This window comes from Pseudomonas sp. FP2196 (genome assembly GCF_030687715.1).
GTDB lineage: Bacteria > Pseudomonadota > Gammaproteobacteria > Pseudomonadales > Pseudomonadaceae > Aquipseudomonas.
Genome location: NZ_CP117445.1, coordinates 5,226,389 through 5,252,388, shown reverse-complemented (window position 1 = coordinate 5,252,388; position 26,000 = coordinate 5,226,389). Strand labels below are relative to the sequence as shown.

Here is a 26,000-nt window from a genome sequence, read left to right as displayed (position 1 = left end):
AAGGAAGGTGACCCATGCGTATAGACCGTTTAACCAGCAAACTACAGTTGGCCTTGTCCGACGCCCAGTCGTTGGCCGTCGGCCATGATCATCCGGCCATCGAGCCGGCGCACTTGATGCAGGCCATGCTTGAACAGCAGGGTGGTTCGATCAAACCCCTGTTGATGCAAGTCGGCTTTGACGTCAACAGCTTGCGAAAAGAGCTGACCAAAGAGCTCGACCAATTACCGAAAATCCAGAATCCGACTGGCGACGTCAACATGTCGCAGGATCTGGCGCGCCTGCTCAATCAGGCTGACCGTCTGGCTCAGCAGAAGGGCGACCAGTTCATTTCCAGCGAACTGGTGTTGCTCGCTGCTATGGACGAGAACAGCAAACTCGGCAAGTTGCTGCTCGGCCAGGGCGTGAGCAAGAAAGCCCTGGAAAATGCGATCAACAACCTGCGCGGTGGCGAAGCGGTTAACGACGCCAACCACGAAGAGTCGCGTCAGGCGTTGGACAAGTACACCGTCGACCTGACCAAGCGTGCCGAAGACGGCAAGCTCGATCCGGTGATCGGCCGTGACGATGAAATTCGCCGCACCATTCAGGTTCTGCAACGCCGGACCAAGAACAACCCGGTGCTGATCGGTGAGCCTGGCGTGGGTAAAACCGCGATCGCTGAAGGTCTGGCCCAGCGCATCATCAACGGCGAAGTGCCGGACGGCCTCAAGGGCAAGCGTTTGCTGTCGCTTGATATGGGCGCGCTGATTGCTGGGGCCAAGTACCGCGGTGAGTTCGAAGAGCGCCTGAAATCCCTGCTCAATGAACTGTCGAAGCAGGAAGGGCAGATCATTCTGTTCATCGACGAATTGCACACCATGGTCGGCGCCGGTAAAGGCGAAGGCTCGATGGATGCCGGCAATATGCTCAAGCCAGCCCTGGCGCGCGGCGAGTTGCACTGTGTCGGCGCGACCACGCTGAACGAGTACCGCCAATATATAGAGAAGGACGCGGCCCTCGAACGACGCTTCCAGAAAGTGCTGGTGGATGAGCCGAGTGAAGAAGACACCATCGCGATCCTGCGTGGCCTCAAGGAGCGTTACGAGGTTCACCACAAGGTCGCGATCACTGACGGCGCGATCATTGCGGCGGCCAAGCTCAGCCATCGTTACATCACTGATCGGCAGTTGCCGGACAAGGCCATCGACCTGATCGACGAGGCTGCCAGCCGTATCCGCATGGAGATCGACTCCAAGCCGGAAGTGCTTGATCGTCTGGAGCGTCGCCTGATTCAGTTGAAGGTCGAATCACAGGCGCTGAAGAAAGAAAGCGATGAAGCGGCGATGAAGCGCCTGGAAAAGCTCCAGGAAGAAATCGTTCGTCTTGAGCGCGAGTACTCGGATCTGGAAGAAATCTGGAACTCGGAAAAAGCCGAGGTACAGGGTTCTGCGCAGATTCAGCAGAAGATCGAACAGTCCCGTCAGGAGCTGGAAGCCGCACGCCGTAAAGGTGATCTGAACCGCATGGCCGAGTTGCAGTACGGGGTGATCCCTGATCTGGAACGCAGCCTGCAAATGGTCGACCAGCACGGCAAGAGCGAAAACCAGTTACTGCGCAGCAAGGTCACTGAAGAAGAGATCGCTGAAGTCGTGTCGAAGTGGACGGGCATTCCGGTGTCGAAAATGCTCGAAGGCGAGCGCGACAAGCTGATGAAGATGGAAAGCCTGTTGCACAAGCGCGTGATCGGTCAGGAAGAAGCGGTCGTGGCGGTTTCCAATGCGGTGCGTCGTTCCCGCGCCGGGCTGTCTGACCCGAATCGTCCAAGCGGCTCGTTCATGTTCCTGGGCCCGACCGGTGTCGGTAAAACCGAGCTGTGCAAGGCGCTGGCCGAATTCCTCTTTGATACTGAAGAGGCGATGGTGCGGATCGACATGTCCGAGTTCATGGAGAAACATTCCGTGGCTCGTTTGATCGGTGCGCCACCGGGATACGTCGGTTACGAAGAGGGCGGTTATCTGACCGAAGCCGTACGGCGCAAGCCTTACTCGGTGATCCTGCTGGACGAGGTCGAGAAGGCGCATCCGGATGTGTTCAACATCTTGCTGCAAGTGCTTGAGGATGGTCGTCTGACCGACAGCCACGGACGTACGGTGGACTTCCGCAATACCGTGATCGTCATGACCTCGAACCTCGGTTCGTCGCAGATTCAGGAGCTGGTGGGTGATCGTGAGGCCCAGCGTGCAGCGGTGATGGATGCGCTGACTTCGCATTTCCGTCCGGAGTTCATCAACCGGGTCGACGAAGTGGTGATCTTCGAGCCTCTGGCACGGGATCAGATCGCGGGCATTACCGAGATCCAGTTGGGCCGTCTGCGCAGTCGTCTGGCCGAGCGTGAGCTGAAGCTGGAGCTGAGCCCGGAAGCGATGGACAAGTTGATTGCTGTCGGTTACGACCCGGTCTATGGCGCACGTCCTTTGAAACGGGCGATCCAGCGCTGGATCGAAAACCCGCTGGCGCAGTTGATCCTGTCGGGTCACTTCATGCCAGGCGATACGGCGACCGGTGCCGTTGCGAACGACGAAATCGTTTTCAACTGAGCCGCAGCGTCAATGAAATAAGGAAGGCCTCGCATTGCGAGGCCTTTTTTTCGCCAGGCTGTTGAACTCAAAGGAAAAGGCTTGTAAAGTGCGCCCCGCAGTCAGTCACCCACAAGGTTTCAGCTCACTGAGCAGAAATCTGAAATAAGTTGCAAATCATTAACTTGAAAGCAATTTAGGGGGTTGACAGAGGTGATCTAGGTTGTAGAATAGCGCGCCTCAGACACACGAACGCAGCGATGCGAACGAAGTCTAAGAGCTGTACGTTTCACCGTTGTAAATTGAAATATGTAGTTCCGTGATAGCTCAGTCGGTAGAGCAAATGACTGTTAATCATTGGGTCCCAGGTTCGAGTCCTGGTCACGGAGCCAATTTCAAACCGGGGTATAGCGCAGTCCGGTAGCGCGCCTGCTTTGGGAGCAGGATGTCAGGAGTTCGAATCCCCTTACCCCGACCATTTTTGGGTCGTTAGCTCAGTTGGTAGAGCAGTTGGCTTTTAACCAATTGGTCGTAGGTTCGAATCCCACACGACCCACCATTTTTGAAACCAGTTTTGCGCTGGGATCGAATCTTAAGATCAGAGGCCAAAAGCGCTGATCGAAGAAGGCGATCTTTGAAAGGTCGCCTTTTTTTTACCGGGGTATAGCGCAGTCCGGTAGCGCGCCTGCTTTGGGAGCAGGATGTCAGGAGTTCGAATCCCCTTACCCCGACCATATTAAAAATCCTCGTATCGAAAGATACGGGGATTTTTTTTGTCCGACAAAAACGCATTTCCCCTTCAAGTCATCGTACAACTTGCCGATAGCCCGCTAACGAGAGGGGACTGTCACTGCTTCGCCCCTTGAATCTGGCCAATACAAGAATAAGGGCGTTCGTCATGTTGCTTCGTCAGTTGAATATTGCTCCCCGGGCTGCCTTGGGGTTTGCCCTGATCGCGGTATTAGTGGCATTGCTTGGCGTGTTTGCGCTGGGGCAGATGTCGAGCATCCGTGACAGTGAGGTAGCGGTAGAAAACCAGTGGTTGCCGAGCATCCGTGGTGGCGACGAGATCCGCGAATTGATGCTGCGCATTCGTACCATCTCTTTGCGCATGGCGCTGGATCAAGACCCCAACAACATCGCGACCTACCGCAGCCAGATGGACACCCGCGACAAGGAATTGAGCGAGAAAATCGCCGCGTACGACAAACTGGTCAACACCGCGGAGGGTCAGCAGGTCTATGACCAGTTCAAAAAGACCTTCGCCGCGTACCGCACTGGAATCGCTCAATCCTTCACGCTGGCCGAGCAGGGCAAGCGTGACGAACTGACCAAGCTGCTGCTGGTAGACATGAAAACCGTGGTCGACGGTTCCGGCAAACAACTCAGCGATCTGGCCGATTTGTTCGCCAGACAGGTCGCCGCTGAAAGCGAGAAGTCCGCAGCGCACTATGAAACATCGCGCACTATCGTCAGCGTGTTCATCGCGCTGGCTGCACTGGCCACAGTCGCGCTGGCGATGCTTTTGACCCGCAGCATCGTCCGCCCCTTGAGCAGCGCTGTCAGCGCCGCTGAAAGCGTCGCCCAAGGCGATCTGACCCGGCCGATCGAAACCCACGGCAACGATGAGGTCAGCCGCTTGCTCAAGGCGCTGGCGACCATGCAGCAGAATCTTCGCGAAACGCTGCAAGGCATCAGCGGCTCGGCCACGCAGTTGGCCACTGCTGCCGACGAACTCAGTGCGGTGACGCTCGACAGTACGCAGGGTTTGCAGCAGCAGAACAACGAAATCGAACAGGCTGCCACCGCAGTCAACCAGATGACCACAGCAGTGGAAGAGGTCGCACGCAATGCGGTATCGACCTCTGACGCCACCCGTCAGTCGAGTGAATCAGCGCATCTGGGCCAGGCGCGCGTCAGCGAAACCGCCACCGCCATCAATGCACTGGCCAGCGATGTGCAGCACACCGGTGAACTGGTGCAGTCGTTGGCTAATCAGTCGCAGGACATCGGCAAAGTGCTGGATGTGATCCGCGCGATTGCCGAGCAGACCAATCTGTTGGCGCTGAACGCAGCCATTGAAGCGGCGCGGGCCGGCGAGAGCGGGCGTGGTTTTGCCGTCGTCGCCGATGAAGTGCGAGCACTGGCTTATCGCACGCAGCAATCGACTCAAGAGATCGAGCAAATGGTGCAGGGCATGCGCAGTGGTTCGAGCCTGGCGCTGGACTCGATGCAGGCCAGTGCCGCCCGAGCCACGACCACGCTGGCGTTGGCAGAGCGTGCCGGTGAGGCGCTGGAAACCATCACCGCCTCGGTGCATGAAATCCATGAGCGCAATCTGGTGATCGCCAGCGCTGCTGAAGAACAAGCGCAAGTCGCGCGCGAAGTGGACCGTAATCTGGTGAACATTCGTGATCTGTCGGTGCGCTCCGCTGCTGGCGCCGATCAGACCAGCGCATCCAGCCACGAGTTGTCGAAGCTGGCGAATGCCCTGCAGGGCATGGTGCGACGTTTCCAGTTGTAAGTTTGCAGGCATGAAAAAGCCGCGCTTCTCGCAGGAGTAGCGCGGCTTTTGATGTTCAGCGAATCAAGCGCCGTCTTGATCTTTCAGATGCTCGAACAGGCCCTTGGGCATCTTCTTGCCATTGGCTTCGAAGTTGGCCTTTACGTTGTTGTAGGCCTCTTGCTCATCAATGAAGCCGTCGTGGTTGGTGTCGATCTTGTCGAAATCGGATTTTGGCGCGACTTTGAGGAATTCGGCACGGGAAACCTTGCCGTCGCCATCAGAGTCGGTCTTGGCCATCGACGCATCGCCACATTTGCCTTCACCGCATTTGCCTTCCGGTGTCTTTACCGAAGTTTCTGCCGAGGCAACCATATAGCCCTGGGCCAGTGGCTGGGCGGCAAACACCGATCCGGACAGCATCAGACCACCCGCCAGCGCGGCGCCGATCAGGCCAATGGATTTTTTACCGAGAGTCGAAGTACGGGACATTACATTCTCCTGCGGTTGCACAGCGCAACCACGCGTTAAGGACGATTAGCCTGAGCAGGTGTTGCTCGGGTATGGCCATTAAGCGGTGGTGGTGTATCGCGTCTGTGTCGCGGAGCGGGGCGTTTGTAAGCGAAGGATAGATATTACGGACGCAGATACATTACGAGACAGAAACGCAGACCAAATGTAGGAGTGAGCCTGCTCGCGATAGCGCTGTGTCATTCAACAATGATGTCGACTGATAGACCGCTATCGCGAGCTGGCTCACTCCTACAGGGATTGCATCAATGCAGTTTCAGGCGCGGCTCGGTGCCTCGGCCAATCTTGCTACCGAGCATCAACATCGCCGTGCGGAATGGCCCGTACAGCGCCATCTGGTGCATGCGATACAGCGACACGTAAAACATCCGCGCCAGCCAGCCCTCAAGCATTACGCTGCCAGTGAGGTTGCCCATCAAGTTACCCACAGCCGAAAAACGCGACAGCGAAATCAGCGAGCCATAGTCGGTGTACTTGTACTCCGGCAGCGTCTTGCCTTCGATGCGCAGTTTCAGCGATTTGGCCAGCAACGATGCCTGTTGGTGCGCAGCTTGCGCGCGCGGCGGCACGTTACGATCGGTGCCTGGTTGCGGGCAGGCGGCGCAATCACCAAAGGCGAAGATGTTCTCGTCGCGGGTGGTTTGCAGTGTCGGCAGCACTTGCAGCTGATTGATGCGATTGGTTTCCAGGCCGTCGATATCCTTGAGGAAACCCGGTGCACGAATACCGGCTGCCCAGACTTTCAGGCTGGCCTTGATTTCGTTGCCATCGGCAGTGATCAGGCTGTCGGCCGTCACTTCGCTGACCGACGCATTGGTCATGACATTGACCCCGAGTTTTTCCAGGGTCTTGTGTACCGGCCCGCCGATGCGCTCCGGCAGGGCTGGAAGTACCCGTGGCCCGGCTTCGATCAGGGTGATGTGCATGTTTTCCGGTTTGATCCGGTCGAGGCCGTAAGCCGCCAGCTCATGGGCGGCGTTGTGCAACTCTGCCGCCAGTTCGACGCCTGTGGCGCCGGCACCGACGATCGCTACACTGATCTGCTCGACCACATCGGTTTGCCCGGCGTGGGCACGCAGGTAGTGGTTGAGCAGTTGCTGATGGAAGCGCTCGGCCTGTTTACGGGTGTCGAGGAACAGGCAGTGCTGCGCCGCACCCTGCGTACCGAAATCGTTGGTGGTGCTGCCGACGCTGATCACCAGCGAGTCGTAGCCCACTTCACGCGCTGGCACCAGCTCTACGCCGTTTTCGTCGTAGGTAGCGGCCAGCTGGATTTTCTTCGCGGCACGATCGAGCCCGCTCATGCGCCCCAGCTGGAACTCGAAGTGGTTCCATTTTGCCTGGGCGACATAGTTGAGTTCGTCTTCGGAGGAGTTCAGCGATCCGGCGGCCACTTCGTGCAACAGTGGTTTCCAGATGTGCGTCAGGTTCGCGTCGACCAGCATCACACTGGCCGTGCCGCGCTTGCCCAGAGTCTTACCCAGACGGGTAGCCAGCTCCAGACCGCCGGCGCCGCCGCCGACAATAACAATACGATGGGACATGGGGATAACTCGCAAGGTTTTTAAAGGAAATCGGTGCGGTTACCTTCGCGAGCGCCAGGCAGCTCATAGCGTCAGGTAACTGATTAATCGGCTCAACAGGCCGAGACCAATGGTCACTGCCAGCACCAGCACCAGGAGCATCCACGGCCGGAATGGCCGGCGCTCGACACGGTGTTGGGACAGTTGCAGGTACTCTTCGACATGCTTTTGGTCTTCGGGGTTCAGGCGGCTGGTCATAAAGGCCTCGTCAGGTAGACGTTGCTGAATGTGCAGAAGCTACAGCGGTTTTCAACCGGGGTTGAACGCAGCATAGCCGCTGTCCGGAACCGGTTCGACAGACACACCGTCATCGAGGCGAATGATCCCGCTTTGTAACACTCGAGCGGTGATTCCGCCATGCCCGCGCACCGCTTGAAAAGTGCCGGGGCCGAGGTTGTTTTGCAGGCGGGCGCAAGGCTGGCACCAGCCGGTTGTTTCGAAAATTGCCTGACCGATGCGAAAGCGCCGACCCTTGAGGCTGAACAGGTTGATCCCGCTGATAACGAGATTGCGCCGCAGCTCTTCAGGCTTGACCGGTTGATCGGGCGCACGGCCCATCAATGCGCTGATCACCGACAGGTGTTCCCACTGGATCAGCGTCACCTGCCGCGCGTTGCGCACGCCGGGGCGGGCATGATCGCCAGTCAGTCCGGCTTCCAGCCGCGCTTCCACAGCATCGAGTTCGATCATTAGCCCACGGGATTCTGGTCGCACGCCGATCCAGCGTACACGGCCGGTTTGCGGGACATCGGCGATCAATTGCTGAAGCGGCGTCACAGGCTGATTCCAACATCAAACACGATGCTTCTTCCAAGGTTGCTACGTAGAAAGTCCGGTGCATCGGGGTGGGCGAACAGCACGCGGGCGAATGTCGGGCCGACAAGGGACAGCGAGCGCCAGCCCTGACGCAAGTATTCGGTCGGTGGCGGAAAGTGGCTGTTGAGGTCCAGCACTTCGCGCTTGAGGCTGGCGAAGGCGATGATATCCAATTCGCCCAGATCCATGCCGCGCTCCTTGTAGTTGTGGGCTTTCTTGCGCAAGGTCGGCGCCAGTCTGAGCAGGAATTCATTGGCCGGAATCCGTCGCGGCTTGGCTTCGCGGCGTACCAGTTGGCTAAGGGAAAACGCACTGCGTCGCCGCTGCAATTCGTCACGCCATTCGTCGTTGAGTCGGCGGCCTTCATCGAGAACGAAAAACACCTCGAAATTGGCATCACGAAACAGCACGTCCGGCGGCTCGCCAGCAGGCGCGAACTCGTCGGCCCGGTAAGGAATGTTCAGGCCTTGCAGCAGGCGCTGGCAGACCCAACGCTCACGCTCCCATTTGCGGGCATTGGACAGGAACGCGTTGGCTTGCTCGGCCGCGATGGTCAGCAGGCGTAAATAATCGGAGTCATCCATAGGCCAAGCTTAGCGTTCAAATGTGATCGAAGTAGTGGCCAGGAACAACTCTTCCCGGTTACGTCATCCCCAGCCAGTTTGGCAGGACCAGCGAAATCCACGGTACATAGGTTATCAATATCAGGAACAGTAACAGGATAATCAGCCAAGGCATCGCCGCACGGATGGTGGCACCCAGCGACATGCCTGTCACCGCCGACGTGACGAACAGATTCAGCCCTACGGGCGGGGTAATCAGCCCGATCTCCAGGTTCACCACCATGATGATGCCCAGGTGAATCGGGTCGATCCCCAACTGCACGGCAATCGGAAACAGGATCGGCGCCAGGATCAGGATGATTGCCGAGGGCTCCATGAACGCCCCCGCCACCAGTAACACGATGTTCACCACCAGCAGGAAAGTCACCGGCGTCAGCCCCGCGCCGATGACCCAGGCGGTGATCTGTTGCGGAATTTGCTCGGTGGTCAACACATGAGCGAACAGCATGGCATTGGCGATGATGAACATCAGCATGATGCTCAGCTTGGCGGATTCCAGCAGCACTTTCGGTGTCTCACGGAACGTCATGTCCTTGTAGACGAACAGTGCAATGAATGCCGAGTAGACCGCCGCGACTGCTGCCGCCTCGGTCGGGGTGAACATTCCTGAGTAAATGCCGCCCAGGATGATGACCATGAGCAACAGTCCCCAGATGGCTTTGCGTGCTGCCGTAAACCATTCACGAACGGTGGCACGAGGCATGGCGGGCAGGTTTTTCCTGACGGCGACGATGTAGATGGCAATCATCAAGAAAGTACCCAGCAGCAAACCCGGTACGACACCGGCCATAAACAGTTTGCCGACCGAGGTCTCTGTCGCAGCGGCATACACCACCATGACGATGGAGGGGGGGATGAGAATGCCCAGCGTGCCGGCATTGCACACGATGCCGGCACCGAAGGCCTGTGGATAACCGGACCGGACCATGCCCGCAATTGCGATGGAGCCCACGGCCGCGACCGTTGCAGGGCTTGAGCCGGACAGCGCGGCGAACAACATGCACGCGAGGACAGCTGCGATGGCCAGGCCGCCGCGAATATGACCGACACACGCATTGGCAAAGTCGATCAGGCGCCGCGCCACGCCGCCCGTGGTCATGAACGCGCCAGCCAGCAAAAAGAACGGGATCGCCAGTAACGTGTAGTGCTCGGATGTCTCGAATAACTTGATGGCCAGTGAGCGTACGGAGTCGGGGCTGAAAAGAATGATCGTCATCGAACCGGCCAAACCCAAAGAAATGGCGATCGGTACACCGATGAACATCAGCACGAACAGCGCGACGAAGAGGAACAGAATGGTCATTTCTTGTCATCCTCATGTTCGGTCAGTTTCATCGCATCTGCGGCTTCATCGGCCAAGCCCAAGCCGGTTTGACGGTTTTGCACGATGCGCACGAGGATTTCGGCAAAGCGAATGAACACCAGAGCGAAACCGACAGGCACGATCAGCCCGATGTGCCACTGCATGATGCCGTAGTGACCGAGATCCTCGGCGCCGATACCGGCGATGAACAACGTCTGAATCCATTCGAAACTGCTGACACTGAGCAACCCCGCATAGGCGAGACAGCACAGGCACGCAATGATGGCGATGATGCGCTGAGCCGGTTTGCTGGCCAGCTTCACCAAGGCATCGACGCCGATATGCCCGGCAGTGCGCACACCATAGGACAAGCCAAAAAAGATCAGCCAGGCAAACAGTGCTTTGGTCAACGCGATGCTCCACGTCATGGCCTGGGCCATCCCCATGATGCTGTCGCCCATCGCGAATAGCTGTTCACTGGCGCCTTGCCATTGCTCGGCGAAGCTGTAGAAAACGCTATAGAGGTTGTTCAGGATGACGTAAACGAACGTCACCAGCGTCATTGCCGCCAACAGGAAAACAATGAAGCCTTCCTCGAAGTGGTCCCATATGCGCCGCAAGGCATTCATGAGTGGCTGCTCCCGATCGAATGACGACTATGAAACAGGTGCCGCCCTTTTGAGGCGGCACATGCGGGCAGATTTACTGAGCCTGGTTTGAGGCGTCGGCGGCTTTGATCAGGTCGGCGCCGATAGCACCTTCGAACTTCGCCCAGACCGGTTTCATTTTTTCACGCCACTCGCCACGTTGTTCCGGAGTCAGCAGGATGATTTCAGTGGTTTTGGCGTCGACGATATGCTGTTTGGCGTCCTGGTTGAGCTTCTCAGCGTCTTTGTTCACCTGGGCGGTAACCTCGACAATTATTTTGTCCAGTTCGGTTCTCACATCCGGCGGCAGGCCATTCCAGAACTTGGTGTTGGTGATCAGCATGTAGTCGAGCAGGCCATGGTCGGATTCAGTGATGAACTTCTGCACCTCGTGCATTTTCTGACTGAAAATGTTCGAGTAAGGGTTTTCCGCGCCATTCACGACACCGGTCTGCAAGCTCTGATACACCTCGGCGAAGCTCAACTTGCGCGGGTTGGCTTTCACGGCTTTGAATTGTTCATCCAATACCGCCGACGCCTGTACACGGAATTTCAGACCCCGGGCGTCGCCCGGTACAACCAGCTTCTTGTTGGCGGACAGCTGCTTCATGCCGTTGTGCCAATAAGCCAGGCCTGTGATGTTCTTGCTTTCCATCGACTTGAGCAGTTCCTGGCCTTGAGGGCTGCGCTGGAAACGGTCGACAGCCGAGATGTCGTTGAACAGGAACGGCAAGTCGAATAGCTGCAATTTCGGTGTGTATTGTTCGAACTTTGCCAGCGACGGTGCAATGAGTTGCACATCGCCCAACAGCAGTGCCTCCATTTCCTTGCCGTCGCCAAACAGCGAAGAGTTCGGGTAGACCTCAACCTTGACCTTGTCCTTCAGACGTTCTTCGACGAGTTTCTTGAATAGCAGGGCGCCCTGGCCTTTGGGCGTTTGCTCGGCGACTACATGGGAAAACTTGATAACGATTGGATCGGCCGCCAGCGCCAGGCCCGATACGCTCAGCGCGAGTGCGCAGATGACCGCGTTGCGCAATGATTTAAGCATTGAGATGTTCCTCTTGTTTTAGTTCTCGTGCGGTTCATGGCTGAAAAGCGTTTGCACGGTGGACAAGAGGAGTCTAGGCAATAAATCTCAATTGGTTGGCGAGACTAGTATTTCCAGAAAACCGGTGTGAGCAGCACCAGAACGGTGAGGATCTCCAGTCTTCCCAAAAGCATGCCGACAGTCAGCAGCCATTTGGCAGCATCGGGCAGTGTGGAAAAATTTCCCGCCGGGCCAATGATCGAGCCAACGCCAGGCCCGACATTGCATACGGCGGTAGCCGCGCCACTCAATGCAGTTGTCCAGTCCAGGCCGATGAGCGCCAACCCCATTGCGATCGCCCCGATAGTGATGGTGAAAAAGAATGAAAACGTCAGCAGCGAACGGGCGATGTCCTCGTCAATGGGGTGTTTGTTGTATTTTTTTCGGATCACGGCGCGAGGGTGGATTAATTGATTCAGACTGCCCATCAGCAGTGTGCCAGCCACTTGAAAGCGGAATATTTTCAGACCGCCAGCGGTGGAACCGGAGCAGCCTCCGACAAAGGTCAGATAGAAGAACAGCAATACGGCAAAACTGCCCCATAACGTGTAATCCCCCAGTGCGACGCCGGTCGTCGTGACCACCGATGTCACGTTGACCGCCACGATCCGAAACGCTTCCCACCAGCCGTACTCGCTGTGCAAGCACAACCAGGTGCCGACCAGCACCCAGGTAATGAGCAAAAAGCCAATGAACCCGCGTACCTGATGATCTTTGAACAAGGCCCGTTTATTGCCGCGAAGCGTGCTCACATACAGCGTGAAAGGGAGGCTGCCCAGAATCATGATAGCGACCGCCACCCAATGAATGGACGGTTGCGTCCAATGTGCCAGCGAGGCATCGGAGGTCGAAAACCCTCCCGTGGAAATCAATGACATTGAATGGTTGATGGCTTCGAACGGCGTCATCCCTGCTATCCACAGGGCCAGCGTGGCAAGACCGGTAAGCCCGATATAAAGCCCCAGAATGTATTTGGCGGCGACATGGGAGCGCGGCGTGACCTTTTCCGACCAGTCGGATGATTCGGTCTTGAATAGCCGCATGCCCCCGACCCGCAGTAATGGCAGGATAGCCACGGCCATGCCGATGAAGCCGATCCCGCCCAGCCAATGCAGCATCGATCGCCAGATCAGCAATCCTGGAGATGCCGTGTCCAGCCCGGTGAGGATGGTCGATCCAGTCGTGGTGATGCCTGACATCGTTTCAAAAAACGCATCGGTGTAGCTGATGTGCTGGATAAGCACCATGGGCAATGCGGCGAATATGCACACAACCACCCAACTGGCGGTCGTCAGCATGTACATATCGCGAGGACGCAATTGAACGTTCTCAGGGCGACCCTTGTTAATCATCAGCAGCCCGCACAGCGCTGTGATCAAGCTCGACCAGAGGAAGGCCGACATATCATCTTTGCGATCATGGATCACCAGCGTCAGCATCGGTATCAGCATGCTCACCGCCAGCGTGATCAGAATAACTCCCAGAATGAAGCTGATGAGCCGTACTACCGCAATGGACATAGATAACGCCTGTTTTGTTAGCGCCGCGCAGTATCGGCGGGCCTGTTGTCTCGTCCCGTAAAGTTTTCGTAACTTTTTCTTTCCTCCGTATTTACTGCACGCCACGCGCAGAAGCGTGACACGGCGAGTCGCAAACGGCGGTATAGACTGAGATCTGTCTCGACGGGAGATCCGCGTGAAAAATATATCAGTGTTGCTGCTCGATCTTCGGCTGGCGTGGCCCCAGGCGTCAGCGAAGGCTCATCTATGATCGGCGCCGAACTGCTGTCATCCACAAGCCTGACGCTCGGATGGCTGATTTATCTGCCGGTGCTGGTCTGGGCGATCTTTCGCACACCTTGGGTCGAGTTGTTCAGCGACATCCGCCGTCAACACTTGTTGTTCGGTACTGTATTCGCGTTGTTTCTGTTGTGGCTGGTGCGCCGGGATTTCGATACCGGGGTGTCTTATCACTTCATCGGCATGACGGCGGTGACGTTGCTGCTGGACTGGCCGCTGGCGATTGTCGGCGGGTTGGTGGCACAGGTCGGCCTAGTGCTGCTCGGGCGTCAGGATCTCGCGGCGCTTGGGGTCAACGGCGCCTTGTTCATTCTGCTGCCGGTGTTGATCACCGAATGTGTGGCGATCCTCGTTGAGCGCGCCCAGCCGCGCAATCCGTTCGTGTACATCTTTTGCTCCGGGTTTCTCGCGGCGGCGTTGTCGGCGTTGCTGTGCCTGCTGCTGAGCCTGACGCTGCTCTGGTACGACGGCCTCTTTGCCATGCCGGAGTGGCTGGAAGACTTCGTCGGCTACCTGTGGTTGATCATTTTCCCCGAGGCATTCATCAACGGTGTGGTGATCAGCGCGCTGGTGGTGTTCAGCCCTGAATGGCTGGAGACCTTCAATCGCACGCGTTACCTTTCGGCGCCGTGGAAGGACGACGATCCCAAGTCTTGATCCAAATCAAACCTGCCACAGGCGCGCCCTTTCATGCTCGCGCAAATCCCTTCAGGAGCAGCAGCATGAGTGTTTACGAGTGGGCGAGGCAGGAGACCCGGCAGAGTCTGGAGATGGCGCAGGAGGTGGGGTTCGATCCGGGCTTGAGCCTGCGCGCCTTGCTCAGTGCGGTGGTGCAGCAGAGCAAGGCTGTGCGCAATGCCGAAGACCTGGCCGACGAGTTGCGCTTTCTGGCGGAAAACCTCGACGACGATCAGGACTACGGCTTCATGCGTCCTTGAGCGGGATCAGTGACGCGGGTCGAAATCGCCGGAAAACAGTTCATCTTCGGCATCTGGTGCGACCGGGATCTTGTGATCTTCCGATGCCCAGGCGCCGAGGTCGATCAGTTTGCAGCGATCGGAGCAGAACGGCCGAAACTTGTTTTCGGGGGTGAATTCCACGGGGGCGCCACAAGTTGGGCAAGCGACGGTTGTAGGGCTCATGAATGGCCTCCGGATAAAGTCAGGTAAAAGTGATGCAGACGCTCGACTTCGCTGTGCAGCCAGGCGAGGTCGCGGTCGTTGACCACCACGTCGTCGGCACGGCTCACACGATCTTCGCGGCTCGACTGGGCCTTGAGGATCGCCTGCACCTGCTGTTCGCTGGTCTGGTCACGCTGCAAAGTGCGTTCGATCTGCAGTTGTTGCGGGGCGTCGATCACCAGAATTCTTTGGGTCATCGCGTACTGCCCGGATTCGATCAGCAGCGGTGAAACCAGAATCGCGTAAGGCGATTTTGCCAGCGCCAGATGATGCGCGATTTCCTCGGCGATCAATGGATGCAGCAGGGCTTCGAGCCAGCGGCGTTCCTCCGGAACCTCAAAAATCAGTTTGCGCAGGGCGGTGCGATCCAGCGTTCCGTCCGCTTGTAACACGCCAGCGCCGAAGTGTTCGGCAATTTTCTCCAGCGCCGGACGCCCCGGTTCGACCACCCAGCGCGCCGCGTGATCGGCGTCGACCACATGGATGCCGAGATCGATGAAGTGCTGGGCCGCCGCGCTTTTGCCGCTGCCGATGCCGCCGGTCAGGCCGAGAATCCAGGGTTTTTCCACAGGGGTATTCATTTCAAACCGACAAACTGCCAATAGAAGTCGGTTATTTGACCACCCCAGAGCAAGGCAATCCAGCCGGCAATTGCCAGATAGGGGCCAAACGGGATTGGCGTCGAGGTTTCCTGGTCGCGCAGGCGCAGCAAAATCACTCCGATGATCGCGCCCATCAGCGATGACAGCAGGATCGTCAGCGGCAAAATCTGCCAGCCACCCCAGGCGCCGAGCAGCGCCAGCAGCTTGAAATCACCGTGGCCGATACCGTCCTTGCCGGTCAGCAGTTTGAACAGCCAGAACACCGACCACAGCGCCAGATAACCGGCCACCGCACCCCACAGTGCATCGTGCAACGGCACGAACAACCCGAAACTATTGACGATCAGCCCCAGCCATAACAAGGGCAGCACCAGCACATCGGGCAGCAATTGGTGCTCTGCGTCGATCAGACTCATTGCCAGCAAGCCCCAGGTGAGGACGATCAACAGACACGCCGGCCAGCCGAATCCCAGGTGCCAGGCAATGAATGCCGAGAGCAGGCCGCAGGCCAGTTCCGTCAGCGGATAGCGTTTGCTGATCGGCGCGGCACATGCGGAACAACGTCCGCGCAGACACAGATAACTGAGTAACGGAATGTTTTCCCAGGCGCGGATTCGATGCGCACAGTGCGGGCACTCGGAGTGGGGCAGCATCAGGTTGTAGGTCGGCAGCGGCGTTTCGCCGGGAAGGCCAAGTACGTCCAGGGCCTGCTGGCGCCAATCGCGCTCGAGCATTTTCGGCAGACGCCAGATCAGCACATTGAGAAAGCTGCCGACAACCAGCCCAAGCGACAGTGCAGAAAAGACAAAGGCCAATGGATACAGGGTAAACAGTTCGTCGATAGGCATGTCAGATCGCTGAGCCGAGTTGGAAGATCGGCAGGTACATGGCCACCACCAGACCACCGACGATCACCCCCAAGACCACCATGATGAACGGCTCCATGAGGCTGGTGAGGTTGTCGACCATGTTATCCACTTCGTCCTCGTAAAATCCTGCAACTTTGGCGAGCATTTCGTCCAGCGCGCCGGATTCTTCGCCGATCGCGGTCATTTGCACCGCCATGTTGGGAAACACCCCGGTGGTGCGCATCGAAAAATTCAGTTGCATGCCGGTGGAAACGTCCTGGCGAATCCGCAGAATCGCGCGTTTGAACACGACGTTGCCAGCGGCCCCTGCCACCGAATCCAGCGCTTCGACCAGGGGCACCCCGGCAGCGAAGGTAGTCGACAGGGTTCGGGCAAATCGCGCTACGGCGGACTTGTACATCAAAGTTCCCACCAACGGTAGTTTCAGCAGCCAGGTGTCGCGACGGTCGCGCAAAGCCTGGGAAGTTTTCAGCGCATGTCGAATACCGAAGAATGCCACTACCAGAAAGATGAGTATTGCCCACCACCATTGCTGCATGAATTCCGAGAGGCTGATCACCATCAGGGTAAAGCCCGGCAGTTCGGCGCCGAATCCGGAAAACACCGACTGGAACTGCGGCACCACTTTCACCAGCAGAATCCCTGTCACTACGGCGGCCACCAGCACCACGGCGGTGGGGTAGGTCATGGCCTTCTTGATCTTGGCCTTGAGGCTCTCGCTCTTTTCCTTGTAGGTCGCGACCCGTTCCAGCAACGTATCAAGCGCGCCGGACTGTTCGCCGGCATCCACCAGGTTGCAATACAACTCGTCGAAATATTGCGGCTTTTTGCGCAGGGCATTGGCGAAACTGTTACCGGCGGCGACCTCCTGTTTCACCTCGTCCACCAGTTTGCGCATGGCCGGGTTTTCGAAGCCCTCGCCGATGATGTCGAACGACTGCAACAGCGGCACTCCGGCCTTCATCATGGTTGCCATTTGCCGGGTAAACAGCGCGATGTCCCGGACCTTGATGCGTTTGCCGAAACTCAGAATCGATGCGGATTTTTTGCGCACCTTGCCCGGACTGATCCCCTGTTTGCGTAGTTGAGCCTTGATCAAGGCCGGATTAAGACCGCTCAACTCACCACTGAGTTTGCTGCCTTTCTTGTCCGTACCTTCCCAGGCGTAGACGCTGATTTTCGCTGCCTTGACCGCCATATTCAGTCCTTGGTGACCCGGTTGATTTCTTCCAGGCTGGTGATGCCTTGCATGGCTTTATGCAGACCGGAAGTGCGCAGGTCGTCGAAACCGTCACGGCGCATCTGAATGTCGATTTCCAGCGAATTGCCCTCGGCCATGATCAGCCGTTGCAGGTCTGGTGTGTTCTTCACCACTTCATAAATCCCCACGCGTCCCTTGTAGCCGCCGTTGCAGTGATCGCAACCGACCGGCTCGTAGATCGTGAAACTGCCGATGCGATCCTCGGGGAAGCCTTCCTTGATCAGGGTTTCGCGGGGGATCTCGATGGCTTTCTTGCAATGGCTGCACAACTTGCGTGCCAGTCGCTGGGCGATGATCAGGCTGACCGAGGTGGCGATGTTGAAGCCGGGGATGCCCATGTTGTGGAGGCGGGTGAGGGTTTCTGCCGCGCTGTTGGTGTGCAGGGTCGAGAGCACCAAGTGCCCGGTCTGCGCAGCCTTGATCGCGATCTCGGCGGTTTCCAGATCGCGGATCTCGCCGACCATGATCACGTCCGGGTCCTGACGCAGGAACGAGCGCAGGGCCTGGGCGAAATCGAGTCCCTGTTTCGGATTGACGTTGACCTGGTTGATGCCTTCCATGTTGATCTCAACCGGATCTTCGGCGGTGGAGATGTTGATGTCCACGGTGTTGAGGATATTCAGCCCGGTGTACAGCGACACGGTTTTACCCGAGCCGGTGGGGCCGGTGACCAGAATCATGCCTTGAGGCTGCTTGAGTGCGGCCATGTACAGATCTTTCTGCGCCGGCTCGTAACCGAGCGCATCGATGCCGATCTGCGCGCTGGACGGGTCGAGAATCCGGATCACCACTTTTTCGCCCCACAAGGTCGGCAGGGTGTTGACCCGGAAGTCGATCGACTTGCTCTTCGACAGGCGCATCTTGATTCGCCCGTCCTGCGGTTTGCGCCGTTCCGAGATGTCGAGGCTGGCCATGACTTTCAGGCGTGCGGCAATTCGCCCGGCCAGTTGGATGGGCGGTTTGGCTACCTCGCGCAAAATGCCGTCGGTGCGCACCCGCACGCGGTAGTTCTTTTCGTAAGGCTCGAAATGCAGGTCGGAGGAGCCGCTCTTGATCGCGTCCAGCAGCATCTTGTGAACGAAACGCACCACCGGCGCATCGTCGGCATCGAGTCCGCCGATGGCGTCCTGTTTGTTGTCATCGATGGCTTCGACATCGAGGCCGTCGAGATCGACGTCGGCCATGTCTTCGAGACCGCTGGCATGGGTGTCGAAGAATTTTTCGATGGCCTCGGTAAGCTTGTCGTCCTCTACCAGAATGGCTTCGGTGCTCAGTCCGGTGCTGAACTGAATGTCGTTGATCGCCTGATGATTGCTCGGGTCGGAAATCCCCACGAACAGTTTGTTGCCGCGTCGCCACAAGGGCAGGGCGTGGTGCTGGCGCACCAGTTTTTCGCTGACCAGGCCTTTGGGCTGGGTTTCCTTGTCCAGACAATTGAGGTCGAGGAACGCCATGCCGAAGTGCTCCGAGGCGATCTCGGCCACCTGCCAGCTCTTCACCAGTTTGTTCTGCACCAGATAACTGACCAGTGACTGTCGATTGCGCTGGGCCTGTTGCCAGGCCTGCTGGGCACTTTTTTCCGTAAGCAGTTCGGCCTGCACCAATTGCTTGGCCAGACCGCTCAGAGCGATGTCATTCATGGGGATTCCGCACGCTTGCAGTTCATGACTTATAGCCTAGTCAAGTGACAGCGCCAAACATGGCCGGTGCAGGTGACAAAAAGTGTCAGATAGTGCGGTTACAGGCTGTAGGAAGCTGCGTCGTGCGCAGTTACTGCCTAGTGTGCAGGGCGTTGAAGCGCTTGGCATGGGCTATGCTCAGTCCTTCTCAGATCATGAGAATTCGACTCATGCATGGAGCGTGTCTATGAAAAAACAACAAGGCTTTACTCTGATCGAGCTGCTGATCGTTGTGGCAATCATCGGGATTCTGGCGACTATCGCCCTGCCGCAGTATTCGAAATATCAGGCGCGGTCCAAGGTGACGGCGGGGCTGGCTGAAATCAGCGCGATGAAAGTACCTTTCGAGGACACCATCAACCAAGGGACTGATCCGACACTGACATTAGTTGCGGGCGCAGCGACCGTCACAACCTCCAATTGCGCCGTCACTGCGTCGGGCACCGCGTCCACCGGTGCGGGGACAATCGTCTGCACGATTAAAAACGCGCCAGGTCCAGTGCTGGATAAAACCATCACACTCACGCGCTCCTCCGGCACCGGTGCGGGCGTATGGACTTGCGGCACTACCGTTGCACCGGACTACTCGCCAAAAGGCTGCACTGCCAGCGGTACATAATGTCAGGCCATTTCTGAAAAATGCCCCGCCAATGCGGGGCATTTTTCATTGCGCAGTGGTTCTCAAAAGCTTCAATAATTTCAGCACCTTAGGAACTTTTCAAAAAACCGCAACTTGCATGTGAATTTTCGCAAAGTCATGCAATTTGCATGAATCCGAAAATTTGCTTTATTGGTAAGCAATTGATTTATAAGGATATTTTACCGAAGAAAAAGTTGGCACAGCGTTCGCAATATCTCCAGTAACCCTGCTGACAAGACATCCAGCAGACTTTCCAGAAAAACAGGAGTTACTCGTATGAAGAAGTTCGCTATCACTGCCGCTGCTGCTACCGCGCTGACCCTGACCATGGCTTCGGGTGCATTCGCCCAATCCACACAGGCTACCCAGGCTCCAATGACTCTGGCTGCCGGTGAAGTCACCAAGGCTAAAGAAGCTACTTCCGATACCTGGATCACTACCAAAGTGAAAAGCGACCTGGTTACCGAAAAAGGCATTCCAGGCACCGATATCAAAGTAGAAACCAACAAAGGTGTTGTATCCCTGTCGTCGACCGTAGCTGTAACCGACGCTCAGAAAGCTACCGCAGTGGCCATCACCAAGAAAATCAAAGGCGTCAAAGCGGTCTCCGCTGACGGCCTGAAAGCCGAGTAAGGCATGACTTCTCGCCTGGACCGGGAGAAGGTGCGACAGACGGGCCGAGCAATACGTCTGCCGCAACTTTAGAGTTCATGCGACCGGTCATACGGATGTGACCATTACAGGCCCCGGCACTTGTGTCGGGGCCTGTTCTATTTCACAAGGCAAAAAGATCGCAGCCTTCGGCAGCTCCTACATTGGTTTCCTGTAGGAGCTGCCGAAGGCTGCGATCTTTTGATTTTCAGTTGCCGCGTTTGCTGTTGATCTGGCGCAGGCGATTGCCTTCAAAGCGCAAGTATTGATACATGCCGTTGCTCGGGCCGTAGGTCCATTCCTCGACCTGAAACTCTTCGCGGCGATTGGCGCTACGCTTGTAACCCAGCGCATCGCGACTGACCGGCTCACCACACTTGTGCAGTACTTCGCTTGCGCGGTCGCCAAGGCTGATCAGTTGGCTGCCGCAACGCAACGTATCCGACGCCGAGGCTTGGCCAACAACGAGTGTCAGAGTCATCACGGCCAGCCATCTGCGCTTCATCACTCGGCATCCAGATGCATTTGCGTCACCACCCGACCATCGCTTTCAGCCTCGCCCAGATTGGTGTCGATGAAGTACACGCGCTCGTCAGCCAGTTGACCTTTATCCACCAGATAATCCTTGATGCTGCTGGCGCGATCCTGGCCCAACTGGCGCAGCAACACATCGCTGCCGCTCCAGAAATTGATCACGCCTTCGCGCATTTTCGCTGTGCGTTCTTCCTTGCCCAGATCCTTCCATTCAGCCGGCGGCTGAGTTTTCAGGCGAGTGCGATAGATGCCTTCGAGCAGTGGGCCTTTCTCGCTGTCCGGCACTTCGATCAAGGAAGCCTGAGCCGGGACTTTATCGCCACGGCGCTGGAGCATCTTGTAGTAGTTGTACTGGTATTCACGTTCCAGGCGCTGCTCGGCGAGCAATGGACCGTCGCTGCTTTTTGCGGCGGCGCCCTCGATTTCCAGGCGTAGGGCCGGACGTTCCTTGAGTGCCTGGGATAGCTTGATCAGCGCACTCTCGGCATCCTTGTTCAACTCGCTGGACCCGGGTGCGAATGACACTGTGCCGAGATCTTCGGAACCGCCACCACTGACAAGTCCGCCAATCATTTTGAAAGGCGCGGCAGCGGCTTTGACGATCAGGTTGCGCAGGGTCTGCCAGACAATCGGCATCACGCTGAACTGCGGGTTGTTCAAGTCGCCCGTCACCGGCAGTTCGATGGAGATCTTGCCGTCGACGTCCTTGAGCAAGGCAATCGCCAGTTTCAGCGGCAGGCTCACGGCGTCCGGGCTGTCGACTTTTTCGCCCAGTTGCAGTTGCTCGACCACCACTTTGTTCTCGGCTTTCAACTGGCCTTTGGTGATCAGGTAATGCAGGTCGAGGTTGAGTCGGCCCTTGCGGATGCGGTAACCGGCGAATTTGCCGGAGTAGGGCGTCAGCGTGGTCAGCTCGACACGTTTGAAACTGGTGGTGATATCGAGGCTGGCCATCGGGTCGAACGGATTGACCGCGCCCTTGATCGTCACTGGCGCATAGCGGTCAACCTTGCCCTTGATATCGACGGTGGCCGGTTTCACCTGTCGACTGTCGATGGTGCCGATCTGGCCGTTGAGTTGCTGGACGGCGGTGGCGAAGTTCGGGGTCAGGCTGAAGTCGGCGAAGTTGGCCGAACCGTCATTGATCGCGATGCCGCCGATGTGGATGCCCAGCGGTTTGTCTTTGCTGGCCGTTGTGGCGGCAGCCGGTTTTGTGCCGCTGTCGGCAGGCTGCGGGATCAGCAGATCGTCGATGTTGGTCGTGCGGTCATCGTTGATCATGAAGCGCACATACGGCTGGAACAGGTTGACCTTGTCGATCGACAGGCTGTCGCCGTGCTGATAGTTCAGGCCTTCCACCACCACTTGTTGCCACTTGAGGAAGTCGCGGGTTTTCAGGGTGTCGAGGGTGTGCAGTTGATCGACCTGAGCCCGGCCGGTCACGCTGAGCGCCAGCGGGGCGGTGCTCTTGAGATTGACCTTGAGGTCACTGCCAAGCATGCCGCTGCGCAGTTCGAGACGAATGAACGGATTGATGTAGGACTGCGCGACGCGCAGGTCTATGTCCTGGGTTTTCACATTGAGTTGGGCGGTAACGGGCGCGAGGTTGACCACGCCGTCGGCCATGATCTTTCCTTGCTTGCCCAGCCCGGAATCGAGTTTGACCTTGAAGGGCGAGCCGTTGAGGCTGTCGAAGTCCTGCAGATCGGCATTCAGCGGGCCGACATCCAGCGCCACCGGTGGATTGGCCGAACGGTCAGCAAGATGCACTTGGTAATTGCGCAGTTGCACATCTTTGAGCAGCACCTGCCATGGCTTGCTCGGGGCCGTGGATTCAGCCTTGGGTGAGTCGGCTGCGGCCGGCGTACTGACCGGTTCGGCGGCGGCTTTGGCGGCGGGCTTCGACGGTTGGCTGGCGAACAGTTTCTGCCAGTCCAGTTGACCGTCGGCTTCAAGGGCAGCCCAGGTTTCCAGTTTGTTGCTGCGAATCTTGCCGACCACCACTTGCTGTTTGGCCAGGTCCACGGTGGTTTCGCTGATGTCGAGACGTTCCAGTTTCGCCAGTGGGCGCCCGTCCGGTGCCTTGATGGCGAACGGCGCGATGCTGACCGCGACGTTGTTCAACAGCAGTTCGGTTTCTTTCGACAGGTTGAGCTTGTAGTCGGTGCTGAGACTGACCACGCCGTTTTCCAGCACCAGTGGCACCGCGTCACGCACATAAGGCCAGAAGGATTTCATCTGGCCGTCAGTGATTTTCAGCGTCCCTTCGGAAGCAATTGGAATCAGGCTGAAGTTGCCTTTCCAGTCGATCTGCCCACCGGCAGGGCCGACGGCGACCAATGTCATGTCGGCGCTGTCTTCGGGCAGGGTGCTGAGGTTCTTCAGTTCGAAGTCGAGTTTGTCGTAGAGGAACTCGATCGGCTCGCTAGGGCGCGCATCCTCGAAATGCAGGGTGCCACCCGCCAGTTTGATGCGGTCGATGCGCAGCGGGAACGGTTTGGCATTCGGGTCGGCCGGGGTCGGTTCGCTGGCCGGGAGCTTGAACAGGCCCAGCAGGTTGAGTTTGCCATCTTTGGCAAAAAGGATTTCGGTCTTGGATTTTTCCAGCTCGATATCGGACAGGTGCAGCGCTTTTGTCCACAGGCTGTCGAGTTGCAGGTTGGCGTAAAGGCGTTCGAAACCGACCTGTTCCTTGCCCGGTTCACCGATGACCAGGCCCCAAAGGGTGACTTCAAGACTGAACGGATTGAGTTCGATGCGCTGGATATGTGCAGGCACCGTGGCGTAGTTGGCCAGTTGCTGGTTAGCCACGCGCAGGGCGATGCCCGGCAAAATCAGAAACCCCAGCAGGCTGTAGAGGGCCAGAGCGGTCAACAGGGCGCCAATCGCGCGAATCAATCCTTTGGGCATGTGCGGCTTCATCTGTCTGAATCGGAGTGCCTTGGAGTATGGCACGCGATTCTGGTTCCGAAGTACATGGCGTGGGACAGGATTGTTCAGATTTGTCTGCGATCTTTGTAGGAGCTGCCGAAGGCTGCGATCTTTTGATCTTGTTTTTCAAGAAATCAAAGTCAAAAGATCGCAGCCTTCGGCAGTTCCTACAGCGGATTACGATCAGAGCTGGAGGATCAGGGTTTTCAGAGGTGGCTGCTGGTCCATTGACGGGAAGTCTGCGCCCGGCGTCATCACGCTCCACTCGCGCACCGGTCGCCCGGCCTTCTCGGCGCAGCGCAACACCTGCTCACGCCAGTCGTCCATGTTGACTTTCGCCAGGTTGTTGCAGCAGATCAGCACGCCGTTGTCGGCAGTGGTCAGCAGGGCCGGTTTGAGCAGGCTCTGATAATCGCGCAGCAGGTCGACGGTACCGAATGCACTCTTGGCCCAGGCTGGCGGATCAAGCAGCACCAGGTCGTATTGGCGTTGTTCGAGGCGCTGATAGCTCGGCAGCTTCTGCCCGCGCCGCTGGCTGATCGGCAGGCCGGCGAGTTGGCGAATCGCCGGGAAGTAATCAGACTGGATAAATTCCATTTCGGGCAATTGCGGATTGAGCAGGCCATTTTCGCGTCCGACCGCGAGGTTACCTTCGGCAAAATCCAGATTGCACACCTCACGCGCACCACCGGCCGCGGCGCTGAGGCCAACGCCGCAGGTGTAGGCGAACAGGTTGAGCACGCTTTTGCCCTGGGCGTGATCCATGACCCAGCCGCGGGTGTTGCGCAGGTCGAGGAACAGCAATGGATCCTGCCCGGCATGGCGCCCGCGAACGCGGTAGTTCAGGCCCCACTCGTGACCGACCAGATCGGCCAGCGCGGCGGCGTCGGCTTTATAGACGCTGTCTTCGCGGTCGATACGCGAGTTGCCGCGGGAGCGGTCGTTGTAAACCAGCAGGGTGTCGAAGCCCAACGTCTGGTTGACCATGGCGTGCAGTTGCAGCAGATCGTCACGCTCCAGCGTCTGGTGAAAACTCTGCACCAGCAGTTGCGGGCCGTAGCGGTCGATGGTCAGGCCGCCAGCACCTTCCTGGCTGCCGTGGAACAGCCGATAGCAGTCGGTGCCTTGGCTATGCAGCTCGGCGAGCAGGTCCTGGCGTTGGTCGAGGGCGGCGCGCAGCGCCTGATTCAAGGAAGACATGCGTGCGCCTTGCTGGTGAGAATTGGGGCGCGGGAGTTTAGCATTGTGCTGCTACCGATGCCCTGAGGCATTACCGATTACCTGTGTGCAGGTCAGGTGAGCAGGCCCATCCGCCGCTTGGCCCGTTGCACCGACCCATTACGCATCGCCCAACGCAGCATCGGCGCGCTGCGCCTGACGCTGGCGCGGATCAGTTGCCGTTGCAGCGAACTCTGCCGCACATCGAGCATGTCGCTGGCCCAGTCCGGCAGCAGGTCGATACCGGCCTTCATCATCAGGTCGCCAAAGGGGCGGGCCAACAGGCTGGGGGCCGGAGCGTCGAGCAATAGACGCAGGACTTCACGGCTGCGCTCATCGCACAGTAATTGCGGGCGCATGCGTTGCAGATAATCCGCCACAGCTTGCCGTGACTTCGGCACGTCGCGGGCGCCCAGGCGTTCGGCGACCACGGCGATTTCCGCGTAATAACGATCCTGATCCGCTGGCGACAACTGCGGATTGCGATAACGCAAATGCGCGGCGAGGAAGTTGCTGACTTCCGCCACATGCACCCATGTCAGCAGATCCGGATCGCTGGCCGCATATGCTCGGCCGTCCGGCGCAGTGCCGACCACTTGCAAGTGTATGGTGCGTACTTTTTCGATCAGCCATTCGGCGTCTCGCCGCGAGCCGAAGGTGGTGCCGGACACGAACTGGCTGGTACGGCGCAATCGCCCGAGCATGTCCTGGCGAAAGTTCGAGTGATCCCAGACCCCGGCCAGCGCCAGTGGATGCAGCGCTTGCAGCAACAATGCACTGATACCGCCGATCAACATGCTGCTGAAGTCACCGTGCACCTGCCAACAGATCGAGTCGGGGCCGAACAGGCCGGGATCGCCCTTGGGGTTTTCCAGGTCGAGCTGACCAAGAGATAACCCGGTCAGGCTCATGAGTTGGGTTTCGATACGGCTGCGGATGAATTCCATGACCACTCATTGTCGAAGGGCGGGCGCGACCGGT

General features: G+C 58.0%; 24 protein-coding genes and 4 tRNA genes. 10 read left to right on the top strand and 18 right to left on the bottom strand.

Going from position 1 to position 26,000, the window contains the following annotated elements; translation table 11 throughout:
* The first annotated feature begins 14 nt into the window (after nucleotides 1-14).
* The 6 genes from clpB to PSH79_RS23485 all read left to right on the top strand — a co-directional run bounded on the left by clpB (nucleotide 15) and on the right by PSH79_RS23485 (nucleotide 5,082).
* Entirely contained in the window at nucleotides 15-2,579 is a 2,565-nt protein-coding gene (gene clpB / locus PSH79_RS23510) for an ATP-dependent chaperone ClpB (protein WP_123535415.1), read from the top strand.
* Nucleotides 2,580-2,874: 295 nt separating this feature from the next.
* Nucleotides 2,875-2,950: transfer RNA gene (locus PSH79_RS23505), tRNA-Asn, on the top strand.
* A 9-nt stretch (nucleotides 2,951-2,959) separates the two neighbouring features.
* Nucleotides 2,960-3,036, top strand: a tRNA-Pro gene (locus tag PSH79_RS23500).
* 5 nt (nucleotides 3,037-3,041) lie between these two features.
* Nucleotides 3,042-3,117, top strand: a tRNA-Lys gene (locus PSH79_RS23495).
* Between the two features lie 98 nt (nucleotides 3,118-3,215).
* Nucleotides 3,216-3,292: transfer RNA gene (locus tag PSH79_RS23490), tRNA-Pro, on the top strand.
* A gap of 164 nt (nucleotides 3,293-3,456) precedes the next feature.
* Nucleotides 3,457-5,082: a methyl-accepting chemotaxis protein gene (locus PSH79_RS23485; protein WP_305439862.1), complete on the top strand. Its 1,626-nt coding sequence runs from the start codon at nucleotides 3,457-3,459 to the stop codon at nucleotides 5,080-5,082.
* Between the two features lie 63 nt (nucleotides 5,083-5,145).
* Here PSH79_RS23485 and PSH79_RS23480 read toward each other — a convergent pair whose 3' ends face one another.
* The 9 genes from PSH79_RS23480 to PSH79_RS23440 all read right to left on the bottom strand — a co-directional run bounded on the left by PSH79_RS23480 (nucleotide 5,146) and on the right by PSH79_RS23440 (nucleotide 13,174).
* Nucleotides 5,146-5,553, bottom strand: a complete 408-nt coding sequence (locus tag PSH79_RS23480) for a hypothetical protein (protein WP_095114080.1) — start codon at nucleotides 5,551-5,553, stop codon at nucleotides 5,146-5,148.
* A gap of 284 nt (nucleotides 5,554-5,837) precedes the next feature.
* Nucleotides 5,838-7,136: an NAD(P)/FAD-dependent oxidoreductase gene (locus PSH79_RS23475; protein WP_305439861.1), complete on the bottom strand. Its 1,299-nt coding sequence runs from the start codon at nucleotides 7,134-7,136 to the stop codon at nucleotides 5,838-5,840.
* A 63-nt stretch (nucleotides 7,137-7,199) separates the two neighbouring features.
* Nucleotides 7,200-7,373, bottom strand: coding sequence for a DUF3094 family protein (locus PSH79_RS23470; protein WP_003228304.1), 174 nt, complete (start codon nucleotides 7,371-7,373; stop codon nucleotides 7,200-7,202).
* 51 nt (nucleotides 7,374-7,424) lie between these two features.
* Entirely contained in the window at nucleotides 7,425-7,952 is a 528-nt protein-coding gene (locus PSH79_RS23465; protein WP_305439860.1) for an MOSC domain-containing protein, read from the bottom strand.
* Nucleotides 7,949-8,575: a DUF1780 domain-containing protein gene (locus PSH79_RS23460; protein WP_003228301.1), complete on the bottom strand. Its 627-nt coding sequence runs from the start codon at nucleotides 8,573-8,575 to the stop codon at nucleotides 7,949-7,951. Before PSH79_RS23460 ends, PSH79_RS23465 begins: the two co-directional genes overlap by 4 nt.
* A 58-nt stretch (nucleotides 8,576-8,633) precedes the next feature.
* Nucleotides 8,634-9,917, bottom strand: a complete 1,284-nt coding sequence (gene dctM, locus PSH79_RS23455) for a C4-dicarboxylate TRAP transporter large permease protein DctM (RefSeq protein WP_305439858.1) — start codon at nucleotides 9,915-9,917, stop codon at nucleotides 8,634-8,636.
* Entirely contained in the window at nucleotides 9,914-10,546 is a 633-nt protein-coding gene (locus tag PSH79_RS23450) for a TRAP transporter small permease (RefSeq protein WP_305439857.1), read from the bottom strand. The genes dctM and PSH79_RS23450 overlap by 4 nt, the downstream gene beginning before the upstream one ends.
* Nucleotides 10,547-10,619: 73 nt before the next feature.
* The gene (locus PSH79_RS23445) at nucleotides 10,620-11,615 is read right to left on the bottom strand and encodes a TRAP transporter substrate-binding protein (RefSeq protein WP_305439856.1); all 996 of its coding nucleotides are present in this window, start codon (nucleotides 11,613-11,615) and stop codon (nucleotides 10,620-10,622) included.
* Nucleotides 11,616-11,719: 104 nt separating this feature from the next.
* The gene (locus tag PSH79_RS23440; protein WP_305439854.1) at nucleotides 11,720-13,174 is read right to left on the bottom strand and encodes a TrkH family potassium uptake protein; all 1,455 of its coding nucleotides are present in this window, start codon (nucleotides 13,172-13,174) and stop codon (nucleotides 11,720-11,722) included.
* A 246-nt stretch (nucleotides 13,175-13,420) separates the two neighbouring features.
* On the opposite strand from PSH79_RS23440, the gene PSH79_RS23435 reads away from it, so the two are divergent.
* The gene (locus PSH79_RS23435; protein ID WP_305439852.1) at nucleotides 13,421-14,110 is read left to right on the top strand and encodes an energy-coupling factor ABC transporter permease; all 690 of its coding nucleotides are present in this window, start codon (nucleotides 13,421-13,423) and stop codon (nucleotides 14,108-14,110) included.
* Between the two features lie 65 nt (nucleotides 14,111-14,175).
* Nucleotides 14,176-14,391 carry a hypothetical protein gene (locus tag PSH79_RS23430; RefSeq protein ID WP_007959584.1) on the top strand — a complete coding sequence of 72 codons (216 nt, stop codon included), beginning with the start codon at nucleotides 14,176-14,178 and terminating at the stop codon, nucleotides 14,389-14,391.
* Between the two features lie 6 nt (nucleotides 14,392-14,397).
* Here PSH79_RS23430 and yacG read toward each other — a convergent pair whose 3' ends face one another.
* From yacG to pilB, 5 genes are read right to left on the bottom strand one after another with little or no spacing between them, the layout of a single operon-like run.
* Nucleotides 14,398-14,595, bottom strand: a complete 198-nt coding sequence (yacG, locus tag PSH79_RS23425; protein WP_305439851.1) for a DNA gyrase inhibitor YacG — start codon at nucleotides 14,593-14,595, stop codon at nucleotides 14,398-14,400.
* Nucleotides 14,592-15,215, bottom strand: coding sequence for a dephospho-CoA kinase (gene coaE / locus PSH79_RS23420; protein ID WP_305439849.1), 624 nt, complete (start codon nucleotides 15,213-15,215; stop codon nucleotides 14,592-14,594). Before coaE ends, yacG begins: the two co-directional genes overlap by 4 nt.
* On the bottom strand, nucleotides 15,212-16,084 hold the full coding sequence (locus PSH79_RS23415) for an A24 family peptidase (RefSeq protein WP_305439847.1): 873 nt from the start codon (nucleotides 16,082-16,084) through the stop codon (nucleotides 15,212-15,214). Before PSH79_RS23415 ends, coaE begins: the two co-directional genes overlap by 4 nt.
* Before the next feature lies 1 nt (nucleotide 16,085).
* Nucleotides 16,086-17,303: a type II secretion system F family protein gene (locus PSH79_RS23410; RefSeq protein WP_305439846.1), complete on the bottom strand. Its 1,218-nt coding sequence runs from the start codon at nucleotides 17,301-17,303 to the stop codon at nucleotides 16,086-16,088.
* A 2-nt stretch (nucleotides 17,304-17,305) separates the two neighbouring features.
* On the bottom strand, nucleotides 17,306-19,006 hold the full coding sequence (gene pilB, locus PSH79_RS23405; RefSeq protein WP_305439845.1) for a type IV-A pilus assembly ATPase PilB: 1,701 nt from the start codon (nucleotides 19,004-19,006) through the stop codon (nucleotides 17,306-17,308).
* A 226-nt stretch (nucleotides 19,007-19,232) separates the two neighbouring features.
* On the opposite strand from pilB, the gene PSH79_RS23400 reads away from it, so the two are divergent.
* A complete protein-coding gene (locus tag PSH79_RS23400; protein WP_305439844.1) occupies nucleotides 19,233-19,664 on the top strand; it encodes a pilin in 432 nt (143 codons plus the stop codon).
* 297 nt (nucleotides 19,665-19,961) lie between these two features.
* Nucleotides 19,962-20,318, top strand: coding sequence for a BON domain-containing protein (locus tag PSH79_RS23395; RefSeq protein ID WP_103306538.1), 357 nt, complete (start codon nucleotides 19,962-19,964; stop codon nucleotides 20,316-20,318).
* 226 nt (nucleotides 20,319-20,544) lie between these two features.
* Here the strand turns inward: PSH79_RS23395 and PSH79_RS23390 are convergent, their stop codons facing one another.
* From PSH79_RS23390 to PSH79_RS23375, 4 genes are all read right to left on the bottom strand, one after another.
* The gene (locus PSH79_RS23390) at nucleotides 20,545-20,841 is read right to left on the bottom strand and encodes a DUF2845 domain-containing protein (protein ID WP_305439842.1); all 297 of its coding nucleotides are present in this window, start codon (nucleotides 20,839-20,841) and stop codon (nucleotides 20,545-20,547) included.
* The gene (locus tag PSH79_RS23385; protein WP_305439841.1) at nucleotides 20,841-23,792 is read right to left on the bottom strand and encodes a DUF748 domain-containing protein; all 2,952 of its coding nucleotides are present in this window, start codon (nucleotides 23,790-23,792) and stop codon (nucleotides 20,841-20,843) included. The genes PSH79_RS23390 and PSH79_RS23385 overlap by 1 nt, the downstream gene beginning before the upstream one ends.
* Before the next feature lie 192 nt (nucleotides 23,793-23,984).
* Nucleotides 23,985-25,001, bottom strand: a complete 1,017-nt coding sequence (locus PSH79_RS23380) for a class I SAM-dependent rRNA methyltransferase (protein ID WP_305439839.1) — start codon at nucleotides 24,999-25,001, stop codon at nucleotides 23,985-23,987.
* Between the two features lie 92 nt (nucleotides 25,002-25,093).
* Complete coding sequence (locus tag PSH79_RS23375; RefSeq protein WP_305439838.1) at nucleotides 25,094-25,966, bottom strand: oxygenase MpaB family protein; 873 nt, start codon at nucleotides 25,964-25,966, stop codon at nucleotides 25,094-25,096.
* Between the last annotated feature and the right edge of the window lie 34 nt (nucleotides 25,967-26,000).

What these genes read in the sequence shown, in the direction of transcription:
- clpB (WP_123535415.1), top strand. Translation starts at nt 15, where the DNA reads ATGCGTATAGACCGTTTAACCAGCAAACTACAGTTGGCCTTGTCCGAC.
- PSH79_RS23485 (WP_305439862.1), top strand. Translation starts at nt 3,457, where the DNA reads ATGTTGCTTCGTCAGTTGAATATTGCTCCCCGGGCTGCCTTGGGGTTT.
- PSH79_RS23480 (WP_095114080.1), bottom strand. Translation starts at nt 5,553, where the DNA reads ATGTCCCGTACTTCGACTCTCGGTAAAAAATCCATTGGCCTGATCGGC.
- PSH79_RS23475 (WP_305439861.1), bottom strand. Translation starts at nt 7,136, where the DNA reads ATGTCCCATCGTATTGTTATTGTCGGCGGCGGCGCCGGCGGTCTGGAG.
- PSH79_RS23470 (WP_003228304.1), bottom strand. Translation starts at nt 7,373, where the DNA reads ATGACCAGCCGCCTGAACCCCGAAGACCAAAAGCATGTCGAAGAGTAC.
- PSH79_RS23460 (WP_003228301.1), bottom strand. Translation starts at nt 8,575, where the DNA reads ATGGATGACTCCGATTATTTACGCCTGCTGACCATCGCGGCCGAGCAA.
- dctM (WP_305439858.1), bottom strand. Translation starts at nt 9,917, where the DNA reads ATGACCATTCTGTTCCTCTTCGTCGCGCTGTTCGTGCTGATGTTCATC.
- PSH79_RS23450 (WP_305439857.1), bottom strand. Translation starts at nt 10,546, where the DNA reads ATGAATGCCTTGCGGCGCATATGGGACCACTTCGAGGAAGGCTTCATT.
- PSH79_RS23445 (WP_305439856.1), bottom strand. Translation starts at nt 11,615, where the DNA reads ATGCTTAAATCATTGCGCAACGCGGTCATCTGCGCACTCGCGCTGAGC.
- PSH79_RS23440 (WP_305439854.1), bottom strand. Translation starts at nt 13,174, where the DNA reads ATGTCCATTGCGGTAGTACGGCTCATCAGCTTCATTCTGGGAGTTATT.
- PSH79_RS23435 (WP_305439852.1), top strand. Translation starts at nt 13,421, where the DNA reads ATGATCGGCGCCGAACTGCTGTCATCCACAAGCCTGACGCTCGGATGG.
- PSH79_RS23430 (WP_007959584.1), top strand. Translation starts at nt 14,176, where the DNA reads ATGAGTGTTTACGAGTGGGCGAGGCAGGAGACCCGGCAGAGTCTGGAG.
- yacG (WP_305439851.1), bottom strand. Translation starts at nt 14,595, where the DNA reads ATGAGCCCTACAACCGTCGCTTGCCCAACTTGTGGCGCCCCCGTGGAA.
- coaE (WP_305439849.1), bottom strand. Translation starts at nt 15,215, where the DNA reads ATGAATACCCCTGTGGAAAAACCCTGGATTCTCGGCCTGACCGGCGGC.
- PSH79_RS23415 (WP_305439847.1), bottom strand. Translation starts at nt 16,084, where the DNA reads ATGCCTATCGACGAACTGTTTACCCTGTATCCATTGGCCTTTGTCTTT.
- PSH79_RS23410 (WP_305439846.1), bottom strand. Translation starts at nt 17,303, where the DNA reads ATGGCGGTCAAGGCAGCGAAAATCAGCGTCTACGCCTGGGAAGGTACG.
- pilB (WP_305439845.1), bottom strand. Translation starts at nt 19,006, where the DNA reads ATGAATGACATCGCTCTGAGCGGTCTGGCCAAGCAATTGGTGCAGGCC.
- PSH79_RS23400 (WP_305439844.1), top strand. Translation starts at nt 19,233, where the DNA reads ATGAAAAAACAACAAGGCTTTACTCTGATCGAGCTGCTGATCGTTGTG.
- PSH79_RS23395 (WP_103306538.1), top strand. Translation starts at nt 19,962, where the DNA reads ATGAAGAAGTTCGCTATCACTGCCGCTGCTGCTACCGCGCTGACCCTG.
- PSH79_RS23390 (WP_305439842.1), bottom strand. Translation starts at nt 20,841, where the DNA reads ATGAAGCGCAGATGGCTGGCCGTGATGACTCTGACACTCGTTGTTGGC.
- PSH79_RS23385 (WP_305439841.1), bottom strand. Translation starts at nt 23,792, where the DNA reads ATGAAGCCGCACATGCCCAAAGGATTGATTCGCGCGATTGGCGCCCTG.
- PSH79_RS23380 (WP_305439839.1), bottom strand. Translation starts at nt 25,001, where the DNA reads ATGTCTTCCTTGAATCAGGCGCTGCGCGCCGCCCTCGACCAACGCCAG.
- PSH79_RS23375 (WP_305439838.1), bottom strand. Translation starts at nt 25,966, where the DNA reads ATGGAATTCATCCGCAGCCGTATCGAAACCCAACTCATGAGCCTGACC.